This is a genomic window from Paenibacillus sp. MSJ-34 (assembly GCF_018918005.1).
Classification (GTDB): Bacteria; Bacillota; Bacilli; order Paenibacillales; family Paenibacillaceae; genus MSJ-34.
On the sequence record NZ_JAHLPR010000055.1, the window covers coordinates 1 to 18,205 of the forward strand.

Sequence of the window (18,205 nt, forward strand, 5' to 3'; positions counted from 1 at the left end):
AGTGTATCCACATAATGTTGACTTGAACCGAACGAACTGGGAAACCTCCACTTTTTTACAGTCCGCGAGGCAGATCCACTATATTCAGTGTTTGATATTACGGGCTTTCGAAATTTAGGTTGACATTAGTACAGTTCGTAAATGTTGGTCTACGTGGAAGACAGAAATTATGAGTTATTTACCTGCAATAAACGCAAGAAACATTTTGGATTTAGGTGATCATCTAAAAAGCGTGTTCTTTTCCACTGCAGTCGGTGGTAGAGAACAAGGTGACCTTTCTTCTAGTGGCGCAGGCTGGGAGGCGTTAATATGTTGGTATATGAACCTTTGCTTGCTTGAAAGTCGGACCGTTGTAATTAAATATAATAAGAATTTGATTCCTCTTCCGATAAAGGAAGCGATTACGGTTAAATATGGTACTATTCCCACTACAACCGAATCAGATTTGATAGCAATTACTTTTCCAGACAAGCCTGAATATACAATAATGGATAAGTTTAACATTGTTATTCAAAATAATAATGGAGAATTTATTACTACAAGCAGCAGGAATAATAAGTTCAAATATAATCCTGTTGTAGATGCTCTTGTAGAAAGAGATTTCAATGAATGTGAGATTGGGATAATCCAGTGCAAAACAAACTGGAACGATAATGCTCAGATTCCAATGTTATGGGATATGATTTACTCATCTCTTGGATTTTCAAGACATCTTATTTCAATTGGGACTTCTGCATTTTCAATTAGAAATGTTCAAAAGTTCTCTTATTCTTTTGTTACGGTACCAACTATAAAAAAAGAGTTTAAACCTGATGGGATAGCAGTTCAAAGGGTTCATCATTTATCTGGTGGGAATTATTGGGGATTGCCTACACTTCCTGCCGTTGCTAGTTCAGTGAAGGAGATATTCGGAAGGAATTTTGCTTCAGGTTCTACAAAGGGGCTTGTGCCAACCTTAAACAATGCAATACCCCAATTAGGTACAGTGTACTCCTATTTCAATCTTGTTTAGTTGAGTGAATACTGCCAAAGAAAACGTATGTGCAACCCGTACATGTGAACTCAATAGCTGTGCTACTAATATATAACAGAAAAAACAAGGTGATCCTAAATGAATCCATACTTTTTACCAGATGAAGAAGAACAGAAAAAAATTCAATTGATACAACAGTATTGTAGAAATGAATTTGCTTTAATTAGAATGACCCCCACTATGCTTAAAAAAAGTATCATTGATGCTTCGGGTCCCTTAAGAACGATCTTAAGAGACAATGATATTGTTAATTATGATAAGGTGCTTCAGGGTCCTGATTATAAAATCTTCAAGGAGTCTCATGTGTTTCTGGGCCCTAATATAGTTAATTTGAAAACTAGCTTTTACAGGCCAGAGACAAAACTTGGGGATCCAAGAATCTGGATTTATGATTTAAAAAAATTTATTTCGTCAGGAACATTAATCTATTTTACTGTATTTAAAGGGAATCTTGTTGTTATTCCCCTTATCACTAGAGAGTCGCTGGAAATATTGTTGCCGCAATATTTTGGAGGTAATGACGATTATTTGATTCTAGAAGAATTAATGCAACATCTTTCAATAATATCAAACCAATGGATAAGAAGTGTGTCTCCATTTAAAAGAAGTCCAAAAGATGTTGGTGAAACCTTAGAGAACTATCTGGGGATAAGCCCTAATAGCATCGCCAAAGCTGATTTTAAAGGGGCTATCGAATTAAAATGTAAGAGAGCCGGTGGGGGAAATCTAGACACATTATTTAGTATGGTTCCCAACTGGGATATCAGCAAGCTTAAAAGTTCTACAGATATCATGTTAAAATATGGATACCCTAGCAATAAATATAGTGGTTATTATGATTTGTATGTAACTGTAAGCAATATTCCAAACAATCAAGGCCTTTTTCTCGTGGCAGATGATGAAGATCAAATAATCTATCAAAGAAGCATGATTAATGGAATAATTAATGAAGTCTGTTCTTGGGAATACTCAGCAGTCAAGCATAAGCTTCAAGAAAAACATCCTAAAACTGCTTGGTTAGTTGCCGAGGAAAAAGTAATTAATGGTGAAATACATTTTAACTATAATCATATTCAACTTACTCAACGACCTATATTCTCTCAATTTACAACGTTAATTAACCAAGGTATTATTACTTACGATTGGCGCGGAAGAGTTCGTACAGATAGAACTGGTTATAAGGATAAAGGTCATTGCTATAGAATTGCGCCCCGAAACAGAAATTTACTTTTCGGTGAAACGAGTGATATAACTTTGTAATTAAGATTTGAGGCAATGCTGGTATAATTAAGTGATTACGGGAGTCGGCTACAACCAACTCCCGTATTTGTAAGCCGCTTCATAAGCGGCTGTTTTTGGAAAAACGAGCTGGAGATAGGGAATCACCGTCTCTCCGTAGTCTATCTCTTTCCTAACTCTCTTTTATCTAGTAGAAAACGCCTCGATATAATCTCTAATTTCTGCTTTGACACTGCAACAAATCATATAATTTTTCTGGAATACGGTAAACTAGAGAATATAACTCAACTGCTTCCTATTTTCAGAACTTTGTCTGACTATAAACATTCTATAATTCCAATACCTCAAATCAATTATGTATCGTGCTGGGATTTATCCAAAGGCACTATCTTTAATGAAAAGTACGCCAACATAGGCACTGTTCCATATGATAATATTCTTAAAACGGCGAAATATATAGTTAGTAGAAAATAAAAAATAGAAAAGACCTATTCGAAAATTAAATGTAAAATAAAAAGAATTCATTCAATCTATTGTATAAAAAGAATAATTATCTACTTCAAAATAGCTTTATTTACCTAAGATAACAGCAGTCATATACACTTTTTTATTCTTTGAATAAAACAAAAAAATCTCCCCACTTTCTTGTAAGTGGCGAGATTTTATTTATTTTACTTTTATCATCCTCTTGCATGATGTGTTGCAAGAGGATGATAAAAGAAAGAGCTCCGAATAACAACTAATCCCTTTTGTCCAGCTTAAAGGATCTACTTACCGATTCCTTTTTTTCTTTGTTGTACGAATGGGCATATAACGATTTTTTCTTCCTTCTTTACTTGAACGGACACTTTCATAGAAGGATCTATTTGCATATCGATTTTATAATTTAATTTAACTACCTTTTCCATAATTTCAAAAACCTCCAAATTATTAGTGTAATTGTTAGAAACATTAAAAACGGAGGTTCTTTTATCATCCAACATTTATAATATCCTATAAGCTTTTAAAATGCAATTTCCTAGTCTTATGTTTGACATCGGCCTATCAATGGCAACGATATCAGATAAACAAGAGTTAACCGACAACTTCGACCCAACATCCATTTTGAAACGGGATCGACCTATGTTATTTTCTTTTCATCAATAATATGGTATTTTAAAATCAACAAATACTTCACCAAACTAAGGGAGCCGGCTGCTACCGACTCCCGCACAGTACAATAGCCGCTTCAAAGGCGGCAGGCTTTGGAAAAGCCGGAGAAAGAAATAGGTCCGTTACCTTTCCCAATGGGCGGCCTATTTCTTTTTGTTTACATATATAAAACAGCGTAATGATCCATTGTCATTAACGCGATGATCCATAACCCCCTGGCTCAATCAACCAAATTTTACACACCTTTTACCCCCCGATGACAATCGATTGATCTCCCTTTGTTATGCTAGACCTGTTTGAGAGGTTGGAACGCATTCTACGACAATAAAAGGAGATGATCGATCGCATGTACAAAAAGCTATTATCGATGTTGCTTTCTACGGCGCTAGTGTTCGGTTTATTGGCAGGATTCGGATCCTCGCCTGCGGCGGAAGCGGCAACGCAGGATGAGCCGATGATTCTGCTGGAGCGGAACAGCGAGTGGAAATATTTTGATCAGGGCCAAGATTTGAATAGCGTTTGGAGAGCCACGTATGATGATTCCCTCTGGGATTCCGGGTTTGCTCCATTCGGATACAAGGATAATGGCAGCGGCATTGCAACCTCCGCCTTTGGGCCGCTCAACACAGAAGTTGGCTATGGTCCGGACAAAAAACTCAAACATCGCACCACCTATTTCCGTACGAATCTTCAAGTGAATAAAGATGAGATCGATGGGTACGGACAGCTTCTCGGCACCTTCGGCATCGATGACGGGGCCGTGATCTATGTGAACGGGCATGAGGTGCGCCGCTTCGGCATGCCGGAAGGCGAAATTACGTATTCCACCAAAGCCATCTCAAACAAAGATCTTCCGGTGCTATATGAAAATGTGGATCTGACGCAGCCGCTGAAGTCCTATTTGAAGGACGGCAATAACGAAATTGCGGTCGAGGTTCATCAGCAAAGCGACAGCAGTTCGGACCTCTACTTCGATATGGAGCTTACAGCGTTAGTTCAGGCTCCGGCGCTTGAAATCAGCAAGGTGACCGTAACCTTCTACGGCGATGCGACTAGCGCGAAAGGATTTACATGGTATACGCCGCTCGGCTCCTTCCGGAGCGATGTGCAGGTGGTCGAGAATCAAGGCGGAGCGCCGGATTTCAGCCAGGCCCAAGTATTCACAGGGCGGACTTCGGTCTCTTCCAATTCCCCGGGAGAGCATGTGCATAAAGCGGAAGCGACAGGTTTAACGGCGGATACCTCCTATTATTTCAGAGTCGGCGACTCCAGCCTGGACCTCTGGAGCGAGACGGGCACCTTCCGGACGGCGCCGGCGGATGGAGCTTTCACCTTCATTGATTTGACCGACACGCAAGCGAAGGACGAAAGCGAGGCCATGCTGTCCGCAGCTACCTTGTCCAAAGCGCTTGCCGCCATCCCAGAAGCCGAATTTGTCGTTCATAACGGGGATGTGGTGGAGAACGGCACATCGGAGCAGGAATGGAACTGGCTGCTGGGCCATTCGCAATCCAGCCTGTTGCATACCACCATTGTGCCGTCCGCAGGCAATCACGAGAACAAGAATTATGCCTTCTACGAGCATTTCAATGTACAACAGCCGGACAACGCCGCGACGATTACCGGCGCCTATTACTCTTACGATTACAGCAATGCGCATTTCATCGTGCTCAACTCGAACGAGAATTCGCCGGAATACGCCAACTTCTCCGCAGAGCAAGTGGCATGGATGAAACAGGATGTCGAGCAAGCGAAAGCTGCGGGAGCGGAATGGATTATCGCCAATATCCATAAAGGCCCGTATACGACTTCGAATCACGCCACCGACAGCGACATCATTGGCGCGAACGGCGTGCGGAACAAAATCGCTCCCCTCATGAACGAGCTTGGGATCGATCTGGTGCTGCAAGGCCATGACCACATCTATGCGCGGACGAAGCCGATCAAATCCGACGGAACCGCTGAAGACGTGGCGAAAATTACCGAGACGCTGAACGGCCAGAGTATCGAATATGCGGTGAAGCCCGATGGAACGATCTACATGATTCCCGCCACCGCAGGCGCCAAAGTGTATTTCAAGAACCAGAAGCCGGAACTCGGAGACGCGTATTTCAATTTGTTCGAGCGCGCGGAAGAGAACCATGCCCGCAAGTACGGGGATACAACCAGCTCGGTGAGAGGCCAGGTGCAGAACTTTGTCGGCATTACCATCGACGGCGGCAAGCTGACGGCCGTGACATATGAAATCGATCAGAATCAGAACAACGCACAGCCGTTCATCGTAGATCAATTCGGAATTACCAAAGAGACGAAGCCGGATCCTGTTGAGGAAAAAGTGAGCAAAGTGACGGTTACGTTCCACGGCGACACCAAGACATCCAAGGGCTTCACCTGGTATACTTCCGAGCAGGTGACCGGCAGCGATCTTCAAGTTGTGGAGAAGTCTGCCGCCGCCCCTGACTTTGCGAATGCGATCTCGTTCCAAGGGCGTTCCGCGACTTCTACGAATTCGCCTGCAGAACTTGTGCATAAAGCGGAAGCAACAGGGCTCAAGCCCAATACGTCCTATGTTTTCCGCGTAGGCGATGCGGCGCTTGACGTTTGGAGCGACACAGGAACCTTCTTGACCGCACCGGAGAAGGGCGCGTTCACGTTTATCGATCTGGCCGATACGCAGGCGAAGAACGAAGAGGAAGCGATACTTTCATCCGAGACGCTCGCCAAAGCGTTGGCTACGGTGCCGGAAGCGCAATTCGTCGTGCACAATGGCGATATTGTCGATAAAGGCGTCAAGGAAGAACAATGGAATTGGCTGTTGGGACACTCGCAGGAAAGCTTGCTCCATACGACGTTAGCGCCTTCCGCGGGCAATCACGAGGATGAGAACTATGCGTTTATTGAACACTTTAATGTACTGCCGCCGGAAAACTCGGCAACCGAGACCGGAGCCTTTTACTCTTACGATTACAGCAATGCGCATTTCGTTATTTTGAATTCCAATGAAGATTCGGATACGTATGACAATTTCTCGGTCGAGCAAGTGGAGTGGCTCAAACAAGATGTTCAGCAGGCCAAAAAAGCCGGAGCGAAGTGGATCATCGTCAACATTCATAAAGGTCCGTACACCACTTCCAATCATGCGACGGATTCCGATATTATGGGAGCGAATGGCGTCCGCAACCAAATTGCTCCGTTAATGGCGGAGCTGGGCATCGATCTTGTGTTGCAGGGTCATGATCATATCTATGCTCGTACCAAACCGATCAAGCCGAATGGCAAAGCAACAGAGCCTGTAAAAATTACGGAGACGCTGAACGGAGAGAAGATTGAATACTCGGTCAATCCGGACGGTACGATCTATTTGATCCCGGCCACCGCAGGCCCGAAGGTCTATTATAAAAACCCGAGCCCAAGTCTTGGGGATGCGTACTACAGCCTGTTCGAACGGGCGGAAGAAAATCATGCGGCCAAATACGGTCCCGACCCGAAAGACAATCGGCGTCCGATGCGCAGCCAAGTGCAAAATTTCGTCGGCATTACCATTGACGGCAGCAAACTGACAGCCGTGACGTATGAAATCGATCAGAACCAGAACAACGCACAGCCGTTCATCGTAGATCAATTCGGCATCGTGAAGAAGGATGTCGCGAAGCCGAATCCCGAGCCGGGCAATCCGGGTTCAGGGACGCCGGGTTCGGGAACGTCCGGTTCAGGAACAGGCAGCAACACGGGGGCTGGTTCCGGTTCGGGAAGCGGATCGGAACCAGATTCGGATAAAGGTTCGGATTCCGGCAATGGGACGGATCCGGGCAGCGACACAAGCACAGGCTCTCAGCCTGGAAGCAATCCAGGTACCGGATCAGGCCGCGAGAACCCGCCGGCGCTGAAGGATACCGAAGGGCATTGGGCCAAAGCGGCCATCGACCAGGGTGTAGCGGCGGGCTTCGTGAACGGTTACGGCGACGGAACCTTCCGGCCGAATCGGCAAGTGACGCGCGCGGAATTCGTTACGATGCTGGGACGCGCCTTGAATTTGGATGCAGGCGGCACTCCGCTGACATTCACGGATACGAGCAACATTCCTTCATGGGCGAAGGATGCCGTAGCGCAAGCCGTGGAAGCAGGCATCATCAGCGGCTACAAGGACGGCACTTTCGGTCCGCATAAGCCGTTGAACCGGGCGGAACTGGCGGCGATGATCGTTCGCGCCGGGGGGATTCGTCCCGATTCTGCAGCAAAACTTGCCTTTACCGATGCGAAGGATATTCCGGCCTGGGCGAGGCCGTATATTGCTGCCGCGGTCGATGCAGGGCTTGTGGGAGGAGTTGGCAATAATCGCTTCGCTCCCCGGCAAGTGGCGACCCGGGCGGAAGCCGTCACGCTTGTTATAAGACTTCTTGAATATGTGAAGTAAATCGATCGGAAACCAGCGCTGGGATGTTTTATCCCGCGTTGGTTTCTTTTTTTTGTGGCTCTACGTCATAGACAACGAAAATTCCCCGCGACTTCCGAAGTGAACCTCCCTACTCGACACCTCTCAACAATTTCCTACTAAAATTTCAAGTATCATGGTAAACTTTAGGAAAAATAGTAGGAGGAAGACATGCCGCTCAAATATGTAACGATCATAGCTCTATTGTTGTTCTTTACGGGGTGTAGTGGGGATGGAGGATTTAAGCCGGATACGCCGCTTTCCGAAAGCGACCTATGTATTATTACAATGGATGAGAAACAGAAGGTCTGTTATGGAATGGAAAGAGAGGAGGCGGAGAAGGTTCTGGGGCAGGGAGAAAAAAGCAGTTTCTTTTATCAATACGATCATGGCGTTGACATCATCTACAGAGAAGGAAAAACAGTCGCATTGATTCGTTTAACCGAAGGTTCCGAAAAAATGTATCGTACCGTACGCGGTTCAAAGGTAGGAGACTTGAAGCAAGATGTGTTTACGTTATACGGTAAAAAATACGCGATCGATCGGGAAACTGAGCCTCATTCCATTGATTACGTTTATGATGTTAGCAACCAAAAATTTCTCGCAGAGATATCTTCCAAAAACAAAGACTTTAAAACGCTTCAAGATCATTATTTTGTTTCAGCGGGATATAACGATGATGGGTCCGTCGTGTATTTGTATGTAAGCGACTTGCAAGCAATTATGTATTTATATTGAGAGGCGATATGGGTCATATAAGATGAAAAGCCGCGCAATCAAGCGCGGTTTTCTCTTTGCCCCCATGTTTTGTGACGATTTGTTTATGGTTTTGTGACTTTTTCCAACTTCGTTTGAGATATTCGTTTGTTATGGTAAACAGACAAATTGACTTGAATAGGGAGGATTTCTTTATGTTGCATGTTCAAATCGTACTTTTCGATGGCTTCGACCTGCTGGATGCCATTGCGCCATACGAGGTTTTTAGCGCCGCTGCCATGTTTGCCGAGAACGCGTTAAGCGTGGAACTCGTCACCGCCGAAGGGCCGAGATCCGTACCTAGCGGCATCAACGGGCTGCCCATTGCGGCAAGCGGCAGATTGAATCCCGAACTTGCGGGCATCATTCTCGTGCCTGGCGCGTCCGGCCCCGTCGCAGGAGACGGCCCCGAGTCGATCCCGGCTATTCTGAATCGCGCTATGAATACGGCACTAACCGGAATGATGGGGCAGGCGCTGAAGCGCAAAGACATCGTCGTCGCCACGGTATGCGGCGGTTCCCTGCTGCTGGCCATGGGAGGGCTGCTGGAAGGCAGACATGCGGTCACGAATCATCTGGGCATGGATGTGCTGGGAGCGACCGGGGCCATTCCCGTCGCGGCGCGCGTAGTGGACGACGGCAATCTGGTGAGCGGCGGCGGCGTCACTTCGGGACTCGATGTCGCGCTGTATTTGGTGGAACGCGAGCTTGGGCCGCGCATCGCACACGAAGTAGAGCAATTATTCGAATTTGAACGCAGGGGAACGGTTTGGAGAGAAACAGGAATGGCGCCTAATACGCGGCAAGCGTCGGCGGGCGACGAACCGAACCTCGCGTCAGACGATGCGGCGATCTCCCCCGGCAAACTGCCTAATACAACCGCACAGGCATCCGTCTTCGACGGGGATTGGGATACGGTCATCGCTACGCCGGTTGGCAAAATGCACGTCAGGCTCTCCATTTCAACCGGTAACGGGACGATCCAAGGCAAGGCAATCCAAGGGGATGAGACGGTCGAGTTTATGCATCCCGCACTGCGGGACAACACGCTTGCCTGGTCGCTGCAAATCACGAAACCGATGCGCTTGAATCTGAAATTCGAAGTGGTCGTCAACGGAGATGAAATGACCGGAGTCGCCAAGGCCGGCCTGCTGCCGGCATCCAGACTAACAGGCAAGCGTCTTTCCTAACCTGGCCGAAATGTAGTTATTCGCACGAAATATGGAGCCTCGGGGGTTGTCGTCCAAATGAAGAAACAGAGAACATTATACGGTCTTTTGGCCGGTGTAAGCATTCTATTTATTTTGTACGCCTTGGTGAAAAATTACTTGATCGATCCTGAAGCCGCAGCATTTTTAAGCCATAAAACCGGGCTGAAGCGCGAGCTGAATCTTCCTGTGTGGTTAAACGTGATGTACGTTCATGTTGCCTTCGCCTGCATTGCCATGGCGGCGGGGCTGATCAACTTTTCGAATCGGATCCGTGAGCGAAGCCGCATGTTCCATCGCATCAACGGCTACGTGTATCTCGTGTCCGTACTGCTTGTCGTGCTGACCTCCGGGTACATGGCCCCTTACGCCACCGGAGGCAAAATAAGCAGCATGGGGTTCAATGCGCTCAACATCATATGGCCGATCATCACCATTATCGCGCTCGTCCAGATCAAAAAGAAGCGGATCGCCCGGCACCGGAACTGGATGATCCGCAGCTATGCCTTTTGTTTTACGAACATGTCGATTCATCTCATCACCACCCTTTTTCATCAGGGATTCGGTTTCGTCTATGCTGCCAGCTATACCATTGGCGTTTACGGCTCCCTTGTGCTGCTGCTGGCCATTCCTAACGTGATTATCAGAATGATCGGCCAACCCAACGCGGTGATCGACAAGTAAATCAACAGAAAGGAATGGGTGGGGATCCATGTCTATTTACACCATCGTTCCGACGATTAGTACCTGCTTGATCGTCATTAGCGCCGTGTTGGTCGCGATCGGTTGGAACCTTGCGGCGAAGCGGAAGCTGGATGCGCACAAGAAGGTTATGTTGGCCGGAGCGGTATTCGCGGCATTATTTTTTATCGTTTACGTATCGCGCACCATCTTCGTGGGAAATACGGAGTGGGGCGGTCCCGATAGCCTGAAGCCCTACTACTTGGTGTTTCTGCTATTCCACATTGTCCTGGCGACGGTCGCAGCCGTATTCGGCATCACAACGATTGTCCTCGGCTTCAAAGAAAGATATGCCAAGCACCGCCAATGGGGGCGCGTTACTTCGGTCATGTGGTTTGTCACTGCGATTACCGGTGCAGCGGTGTACGTACTATTATATGTGATGTACCCGGGCGGCCATACAAAGCCCGTATTCGATGTCATTTTCGGCTGGTGAGGCAAGGTTGAAAACAAAAAAATAGGTCGCATCCTTTCCGGAGACGGCCTATTTATTGTTACTTTTAAAGCAAATCCTCAAATGCTAACGGTTCGTTGTCGGAGAACAAATCCGGATCGTGCCGAAGCAATCGGGTAATCACTTCGGTCATCCGAACGGTATCGCATAGACGCACCTGCGCATCGCCCATTCGGCCATAGACCATGGCGCCGGAATCCAGCAAAGCGTCTTCCACTTTCCAGAAATGCTCCGACCAATTCAATCCGCAATGTCTGCGCGACGGTACCGCAATTTCGGTGCCATCCGGCAATACGGTGTAGAGCTGCTCGCGTTCATCCGTCATTCTTCCGGGTATATCAACCCACTCTTCAATGCCGTGAATGAACGTGTTTCTGCGCAAATCGACGCCCAATAGCAAAATATGAGCTTCCCGATCGAGCAACTTCCCCCACGCCGAGCCTCGAGCGCAAGGCGTATCGAATCGTTCGTCCCCTGCTGCGAAAACTTCCGCGTCTTTCCCTAGAGCCCCTACGGAGTGCGTAGGATGCAAGGAGCGCACGACCCCGGGGCGCTTGCGGAATAATTCCGGCAAAATGCCAACGCAAACCGGCGAATCGGCCACATAAAATTTCGGATTGTTCGCATTGATCGTGGACCATGTATGCGTCGGCAGCACCAGCAGCCCGTCCCGCATATAGGCAGACAAAGCATCCAGAACCGTATCCGCCCCTCCTTCGACATGGCCTAAACTTTTGTACGAAGAATGCACGAGCAGCGTCCCGTTGCCGGGAATCCGCAATTGTTCCAGATCGTGCATCAGGCTCTCTTTGGTATGCATAGATTTCCCTCCGCTTCTATCATGCTTCTCCTATTATATCAGCTTCTATCTATCGAGAAACGCTCGCCCTTTGAAAACGCCGAAAATCGCAGGGATGAAAATGATTGTAGCCGCATTATTTCTTTAGAGGCATAAACAATGATGGATTTAAGTCATCACCTTCAATGACAATACCGGTTAATCCGGTACTTGTCTTTGTTTCGTGCCATTCATCTTTTTCCCAAAACACAGCGTCTCCGCCCTGCACTTTATCATACTCTTCCTTTTCGCCTCTTACATATCCTTCTCCATGCATAATTAAAAGAAGCTGCGATACAACTGCCTGGTGATACCCAATAACACCGTTTTCATCTAAGTGCAGACATCCGATATGAGTTGCCTTATCCGTTTGAAGAATACGAGACATAATGAAATTAGAATTGAATTTTGAAATATGTTTACCGCTATCTTTATCAAATTTATAAAATTCCATGATATACCTCCTCGTTACTTTAAAAGTGCATTTCCATGTTCTCTGATGCTTTGGTATAAAGTATATCATCCTTCAATCAAATACTCCGCAAATCAATGTAAAAAAGCCCCGCCATGACGATCGTCACAGCAGAGCTTATAGGCTGCACATTAACGCTTCGGCAGCGACCCGACATACCGGTCGGACAGCTCCATCAGCTTCAATATATACTCGTAATCGGCGCGGTACGGCGTCAGATCGGCGACCCGCTCCTGCGTCTTGATCGAGATGGCTTCGCCGTCTTCAAAACCTGTTCCCGGAACGAACAAAACGTCGTTGTTGAAGAACGAACCGGTCGGCAAATAATAACGCATCCCCACTACGTTCTTATCGATGTTCAGCAGATCGTGGCCGAACGCCGTGAATGGCTCGTCGGGCAAGGAAATGCCCAGCAAATTGGCAAGCGTCGGCATCATATCGACCTGCCCGCCCACGGTCTCGACGGTCTTGCCCTCGGCGCAGCCCGGCATATGAATGATCAACGGTATATTAAAACGGGATAATTGCGAATCATAATGAATACCGAGCAAATCGCGAATGGTCTGCGGATCGTTATGCTCCGCCGGCAAGCCATAGTGATCGCCGTACATGACAAGCACGGTGTTATCCCATAGTCCGTTCTCCTTTAACCGGTCAATCAGCGTACCGATCGCATAATCCGTGTAATTGACCGCGTACAGATAATCGCCAAGCTGCGTATCGTTCATCGCATCCGGCAGGGCGATCTTGCGGCGGTCTTCCGGCACCAGAAACGGATGATGGCTGGAGGCCGTAATGAACTGCGCATAGAACGGTTTGCCCTGCTTGCTCGTCTCCGCCAATTTTTCGACGCCGGCCCGATACAGCTCTTCGTCCGAAGCGCCGAAGTTGTTGAACTTATCGTCATTGTAAAACGGCTTGTCGTAATAATGATCGAAACCGATCGCCGGATACAGCTTGTCCCGATCCCAGAAGGTCACATCGTTCACATGGAATGTGCTCGTTGCATAGTTCCTCTCCTGCAGCAGCCGCGGCAGGCTAGGGAGCTTGCGATCCCCGTACCCTGTTGACATGGCGATTTTGCCTGTCGGGTAGATGGACGTATTCGACATAAACTCCGCATCGGAAGTATTGCCGTTGCCGATCTGCTGGAACACATGGGGAAAATAGAATCCTTCCGCCGCCAGCTTGTTCAAGACCGGCGTCAATTCCTTCCCTTCCACCAATAGATTAATAGGGAAATTCTGAAACGACTCCAATTGGAGTACAATAACGTTCTTGCCCTTCGCGGCGCCGAAGTAAGCAGGCGCTTCGCCCTTCTCGGCCGAATAGGAATAGGATGACTGCAATCGGTTGATTTCATCCGCAATTTCATCGGTATTCCCCGTCACAGCGATGCTATTGTCTTTCGCACTCTTGATCGCCGAGGAAATCTGATAGTTTAAGAAGCCTTCTTTTTCCGCCGCGGTAAGCTCGTTCTGAATCGGCATGCCTGCCTGAATGAATCGGACGGACAAGGCCAAACCGGCGACAAGCGCAATCAGCACGCCGATTTTATTGACGGATTTGCTCGCAGGCAGCCGAGAATGGCGAACTTTGCAGAATATCCATACTAGCACAACGATAATAAGATCCGCAAAAAACAAAACGTTGCTAGGCTGAATCGTCTCCAGAACGCTGGATGTAATTTGCCCAACTTGACGCAGGGCGTACAAAGCCGTGTACGTCGGAACCGAGTTGAAATGCTCGAAGTATAACGTTGCTGCAAATAATATGAGCGAATAGACTGCATTCAAAGGCCAATACACGGCCGCCTTCCGCCGCAACGGCGTCACGAGTTCGACCAGGCTCAACAGTGCCAGCAAAGCGGCAGCATCTGCGGCCAGACGGGTCCATACGATTTCCTGGTAAAAAAAGTAGCGCAGCAGCATCATTTTTAATAGAAACAAGATCGCCATCCAATAGAATAGCGGAACGCGGCCGGTCTCCACCTTGCGGACAGGCTGCAGAAGTTTGCGTTGATTAAGCGGTACATCGTTCACTTCATTGTAAGTCCTTTCTCAGAAGTCGTTCAAGATTATATCACCTTCGCGTTTCCCCTCCAAGCCATTGATTTTTCCAATTTTCCAATGTTTTTTCCAATGACAAATCTGTTGATTATTTACATCGAAAATAATATAAACTTTTTCTATGGTTGAATCGTCTACTAGTAGAATCAATTTAATGCAGCTAAGGAGGAATCGTCCGTGCAAACAGCCATGACCAATCAAGCCAACCAACCGCGGCTCCTGTTCCTGCAGTTAAGACCGCATCAGTGGACGAAAAATTTGCTCATTTTCGCAGCGCTGCTGTTTTCCTTTACCTCGATCAATCTCGTGAAAGTGCTGGATTCGATCGCAGGCTTCTTGCTATTCAGCTTTGTAGCCGGGTGCGTCTATATTCTGAACGATTACGCGGACCGGGAATCCGACCGCAATCATCCGGTGAAGCGCAATCGCCCGATGGCGTCCGGGGCGCTGAATCCCCGGCTCGCGCTGGCGTTCGGCGCCGTCCTGCTGCTTGGTTCATTCATCGCGGCATGGTTTCTCAATCCGTTGTTCGCCCTGGTGCTCGTCGTCTATTTTGCGCTCAATGTCTCTTACTCTTTCGCGCTGAAGCATGTCGTCATTGTCGATATGATGGTCATTGCCGCCGGTTTCGTATTGCGCGCCATTGCGGGCGGACTGGTTATTCATGTCCCGCTTACGCCCTGGTTTCTCATCTGTACGATGCTGCTGTCCTTGTTTCTGGCGATCGGCAAGAGAAGGCATGAGCTGTCCCTGCTGGAAATCGGCAAGGGCACGCACCGCAAAGTGCTGGAGAAGTATTCCTTCGCCTTGCTGGATCAACTCAACAGCATTGTGACGACAGCGACCATCATCAGCTATTCCTTGTTTACCTTTACGTCCGGACGCACCATCCATTTGATGTGGACGATCCCTTTGGTTATCTACGGGATTTTCAGGTATCTCTATCTCATTCATATCGAGCATAAGGGCGGCTCCCCGGATCGGGTGTTGTTCGAGGACAAGCATATTCTGGTTACCGCGATTCTATTTGTCGTCAGCGTCGTGTTTATTCTGGCGTTCTTCGAATAAGCAATGCGAGCGCAGGGATGGAAGATTATGAGATAGAAGGAAGAGGATAATGGAGCAAAAAGTAGCAATATTCGATATCGACAAAACGATGATTCGGAACGACTCGATGTTTCTGTTCGTCTGGTACGGGATCAGGAAGAAGCCGTTGACCATATTCAATCTATTGGCCATCGCATGGAAAACGGCGCTTTATAAGCTTAACCTTATTTCGGTGGAGGAGGTGAAGGCTTCCTTCTTCTATGCCATCCGCTTCTTCGGCGAAGCCGAACTGGAGGAGTTTTACGACTCCGTCCTGGAACCCAATCTATACGGGGACGCACGGAGAGAATTGAAACGCAGGAAAGAAAGCGGCTGTCATGTGCTGCTCGTGACCGCTTCTCCGCACGCCTACATGAAATATTTCAAAAAGCTGCCTGACGTCGATGAGGTGATCGGAACCGAGCTGGCCTGCAGCAATGGGCGCTATACCAACCGCATCGTAGGCGGCAATTGCAAGGGAGATGAGAAGGCGGTACGTATCCATCGGTACTTGCAAGAAGCCGGCATCCGGATCGATTATGAGCATTCCGCGGCTTACTCCGATTCGTTGTCGGATATGCCGATGTTCCTGCTCGTGAAGAACCGGTACCTGATCAATCAATACAGTCCGGAACTGGAGGAACTACGATGGAAAAGTTAAACCGCCGCCATACCGGCAAAATGCTGATGATCGTGTCCGCTTTTCTCACAGCTACGGGGCAGCTCTTCTGGAAATGGGGGCATGCGAACCTGATCTATATGGCCGTCGGCTTTCTATGTTATGGCGCAGGAGCGCTGTTCATGATCAAAGCTTTTGCGCTGGAGAAGCTGTCCGTCGCCTATCCGCTTATGTGCGTCAGCTATATTTTTGCGCTCGTTTACGGCGATCTTTTTCTCGGGGAAGACATTACGTTGAAGAAGGCGGCGGCCGTCGCGCTGCTCGGGATCGGGGTGACTTTGACATCCTATGATAAGTAATCTGCCGCTCTTCTTGCTCCCTGTCATGACCTTGTTCGGTGCGCTGGGCAGCGTCTTCTTCAAAAAGTTCTCGCTTCATCGCAAGATCGTCACCTTGTTAATTGGCTGTATGTTCTACGGGCTAGGCGCCCTTCTCAATATTTATTTGCTGAGAGAGCTTCCCTATACTGTCGTGATGCCCGCCAACGCGCTCACCTTTATTTGGGCCTTGCTGCTCGCCAAATGGGTTTTCAAAGAAACGATCGGCATGTTCAAAATTGCCGGCGTCGCCTGCATCGTTTCAGGGCTGCTCTTATTAATTCTATAAAAAAAACTTTCTACGATGGGTGGTAACGATGAAATTTCTCGGATACTTGCTGCGGAACAGACAAGATAACTACAAAGCGTTAGCGTTATTCGTCGCGCTTACTGTGTTCTATATCGCGATGGATCTTCCGTTCCTGGCGTTCATCAAGGACAATGCGGCGGTATTGGCGGAGCATAATCCGTTCTACGGGGCGCCGTTTATGCTGAATTTGTTCAACTTCGATCCGTCCATGTATTATGGGTATTACAATATTTCGATCATTCATCCGCTAATGAACTTTCTGGCCGGTTCGCTCGCCTATATCGCTTCCCATTGGGGAGGCAATCTGTTTTTTCTCGTGCTGCAATCGGCCGTCAACGCGCTTGGCGCGGTGCTGATCTATTATTACTTGCGCAACAGCGAAGCGGGCAATGTACTGGCGATCGGGTTTGCCGCGTTTTTCGGCATCAGCTCGTATAATTTGTTTACGGCCATGATCCCCGACTCTTATCCCTACGTGCAATGGATGCTCATTTGGTCCGTCCTTTATTTTCAATACAGCCGGGAATCAGCAGCTCCAACCATCCGAACGGGCCCATACGCATCGCTGGCCTTCGTCAACTTTGCCATGACCTCGACGAATATCGTGCCGTTAACGGGCGCTATGCTCTTCAACGGCATCGCCCGCCGCGACAAGCGGACGTTCAAAGCCTTCGGTTCGGTTGTTGCCGTCGCCCTGCTGCTGGTCGTCGCGTTTACGGCGCTGCAATGGCTCGTCTTTGACGGGCGTTCCTGGGTTACCAGTTGGACGGCTACCTTGGCTAGTGGCGGCCTCAGCTATGTCGCTCCGTTCTCGTTCGTCAATCATTGGCAGGCCTTCTATATGCTTGGCGTCAGCCCTGTGCTCACGCCGGATGTCGCGATGATCGATCCGGGGATTGTCGCCGTTGCAACTGATCTGGCTCGTCCCTACCCTTTTTACGTGCATATGATAGGCGCTGCTCTATTGATTCTGGCTTTGCTCGGGTTCATCCGGGGAATCAAGACGCGGGAAGCGTGGGTGCTGGCATCTTTTATTATATTCGCCCTGCTGCTGCATATCGTCGTCGGTTTCGGTCTAAGAGCGTTCAAGTATGATATGTATTTGTACGCCGGCCACTTCCTTTTCGCCATCTTCCTGCTTGGTGCAACATTCATCAACCGGTTGAAAGGCGGAATCGCCAAAACGGCGCTGCTCGTCCTCATTCTATTGTTCGCACTGGCCACACTGGGCAACAACATCGTCAAACATGGCGAAGCGCTGCATCACATCAAGCAAGCGTATACGGATCTGCAACTAGAAAGCGCCGCTCGGCCGGAACCATGATCTTTCCGGCTCGGCCAGGCTAGGGTGAGCATTTGTTGTTCCCAAGCCGATTTGGGTAATCGTTCTCCTCCTTTTGCCGAAATCCCCTTCGTTCA

16 protein-coding genes are annotated in these 18,205 nt (G+C 48.2%); 12 read left to right on the top strand and 4 right to left on the bottom strand.

The window, feature by feature from the left end:
* The first annotated feature begins 169 nt into the window (after positions 1 to 169).
* Together KQI79_RS23085 and KQI79_RS23090 are read left to right on the top strand one after the other, a co-directional pair.
* A complete protein-coding gene (locus tag KQI79_RS23085; RefSeq protein WP_216540671.1) occupies positions 170 to 1,012 on the top strand; it encodes a hypothetical protein in 843 nt (280 codons plus the stop codon).
* Positions 1,013 to 1,111: 99 nt separating this feature from the next.
* A complete protein-coding gene (locus KQI79_RS23090; protein ID WP_216540672.1) occupies positions 1,112 to 2,293 on the top strand; it encodes an MvaI/BcnI family restriction endonuclease in 1,182 nt (393 codons plus the stop codon).
* Positions 2,294 to 3,039: 746 nt separating this feature from the next.
* Here the strand turns inward: KQI79_RS23090 and KQI79_RS23095 are convergent.
* On the bottom strand, positions 3,040 to 3,255 hold the full coding sequence (locus tag KQI79_RS23095; RefSeq protein WP_216540673.1) for a hypothetical protein: 216 nt from the start codon (positions 3,253 to 3,255) through the stop codon (positions 3,040 to 3,042).
* Positions 3,256 to 3,770: 515 nt separating this feature from the next.
* Here KQI79_RS23095 and KQI79_RS23100 point away from each other — a divergent pair.
* The 5 genes from KQI79_RS23100 (at position 3,771) to KQI79_RS23120 (ending at position 10,997) form a co-directional block, all read left to right on the top strand.
* Positions 3,771 to 7,838, top strand: coding sequence for an S-layer homology domain-containing protein (locus KQI79_RS23100; protein ID WP_253298358.1), 4,068 nt, complete (start codon positions 3,771 to 3,773; stop codon positions 7,836 to 7,838).
* Between the two features lie 189 nt (positions 7,839 to 8,027).
* Entirely contained in the window at positions 8,028 to 8,594 is a 567-nt protein-coding gene (locus KQI79_RS23105; RefSeq protein ID WP_216540675.1) for a hypothetical protein, read from the top strand.
* A gap of 173 nt (positions 8,595 to 8,767) precedes the next feature.
* The gene (locus KQI79_RS23110) at positions 8,768 to 9,802 is read left to right on the top strand and encodes a DJ-1/PfpI family protein (protein WP_216540676.1); all 1,035 of its coding nucleotides are present in this window, start codon (positions 8,768 to 8,770) and stop codon (positions 9,800 to 9,802) included.
* A 57-nt stretch (positions 9,803 to 9,859) separates the two neighbouring features.
* Positions 9,860 to 10,504 (top strand): DUF2306 domain-containing protein, encoded by a 645-nt coding sequence (locus tag KQI79_RS23115; protein WP_216540677.1) that lies wholly within the window; start codon positions 9,860 to 9,862, stop codon positions 10,502 to 10,504.
* Positions 10,505 to 10,532: 28 nt separating this feature from the next.
* The gene (locus KQI79_RS23120; protein WP_216540678.1) at positions 10,533 to 10,997 is read left to right on the top strand and encodes a DUF420 domain-containing protein; all 465 of its coding nucleotides are present in this window, start codon (positions 10,533 to 10,535) and stop codon (positions 10,995 to 10,997) included.
* A 64-nt stretch (positions 10,998 to 11,061) separates the two neighbouring features.
* On the opposite strand, the gene KQI79_RS23125 is transcribed toward KQI79_RS23120, so the two are convergent.
* The 3 genes from KQI79_RS23125 to KQI79_RS23135 all read right to left on the bottom strand — a co-directional run bounded on the left by KQI79_RS23125 (position 11,062) and on the right by KQI79_RS23135 (position 14,367).
* Complete coding sequence (locus tag KQI79_RS23125; RefSeq protein ID WP_216540679.1) at positions 11,062 to 11,835, bottom strand: AAC(3) family N-acetyltransferase; 774 nt, start codon at positions 11,833 to 11,835, stop codon at positions 11,062 to 11,064.
* A 115-nt stretch (positions 11,836 to 11,950) separates the two neighbouring features.
* Positions 11,951 to 12,307 carry a cupin domain-containing protein gene (locus KQI79_RS23130; RefSeq protein ID WP_216540680.1) on the bottom strand — a complete coding sequence of 119 codons (357 nt, stop codon included), beginning with the start codon at positions 12,305 to 12,307 and terminating at the stop codon, positions 11,951 to 11,953.
* Positions 12,308 to 12,456: 149 nt separating this feature from the next.
* Positions 12,457 to 14,367, bottom strand: coding sequence for an LTA synthase family protein (locus tag KQI79_RS23135; RefSeq protein WP_367398234.1), 1,911 nt, complete (start codon positions 14,365 to 14,367; stop codon positions 12,457 to 12,459).
* 216 nt (positions 14,368 to 14,583) lie between these two features.
* Between KQI79_RS23135 and KQI79_RS23140 the strand changes: the two genes are divergently transcribed.
* From KQI79_RS23140 to KQI79_RS23160, 5 genes are read left to right on the top strand one after another with little or no spacing between them, the layout of a single operon-like run.
* Positions 14,584 to 15,462: a decaprenyl-phosphate phosphoribosyltransferase gene (locus tag KQI79_RS23140; RefSeq protein ID WP_216540698.1), complete on the top strand. Its 879-nt coding sequence runs from the start codon at positions 14,584 to 14,586 to the stop codon at positions 15,460 to 15,462.
* A gap of 49 nt (positions 15,463 to 15,511) precedes the next feature.
* On the top strand, positions 15,512 to 16,141 hold the full coding sequence (locus KQI79_RS23145; protein ID WP_216540681.1) for an HAD family hydrolase: 630 nt from the start codon (positions 15,512 to 15,514) through the stop codon (positions 16,139 to 16,141).
* Complete coding sequence (locus tag KQI79_RS23150) at positions 16,129 to 16,458, top strand: EamA family transporter (RefSeq protein WP_216540682.1); 330 nt, start codon at positions 16,129 to 16,131, stop codon at positions 16,456 to 16,458. Before KQI79_RS23145 ends, KQI79_RS23150 begins: the two co-directional genes overlap by 13 nt.
* Positions 16,448 to 16,765, top strand: a complete 318-nt coding sequence (locus KQI79_RS23155; RefSeq protein WP_216540683.1) for an EamA family transporter — start codon at positions 16,448 to 16,450, stop codon at positions 16,763 to 16,765. Before KQI79_RS23150 ends, KQI79_RS23155 begins: the two co-directional genes overlap by 11 nt.
* A 28-nt stretch (positions 16,766 to 16,793) precedes the next feature.
* The gene (locus tag KQI79_RS23160) at positions 16,794 to 18,110 is read left to right on the top strand and encodes a DUF6080 domain-containing protein (RefSeq protein WP_216540684.1); all 1,317 of its coding nucleotides are present in this window, start codon (positions 16,794 to 16,796) and stop codon (positions 18,108 to 18,110) included.
* Positions 18,111 to 18,205: the final 95 nt, after the last annotated feature.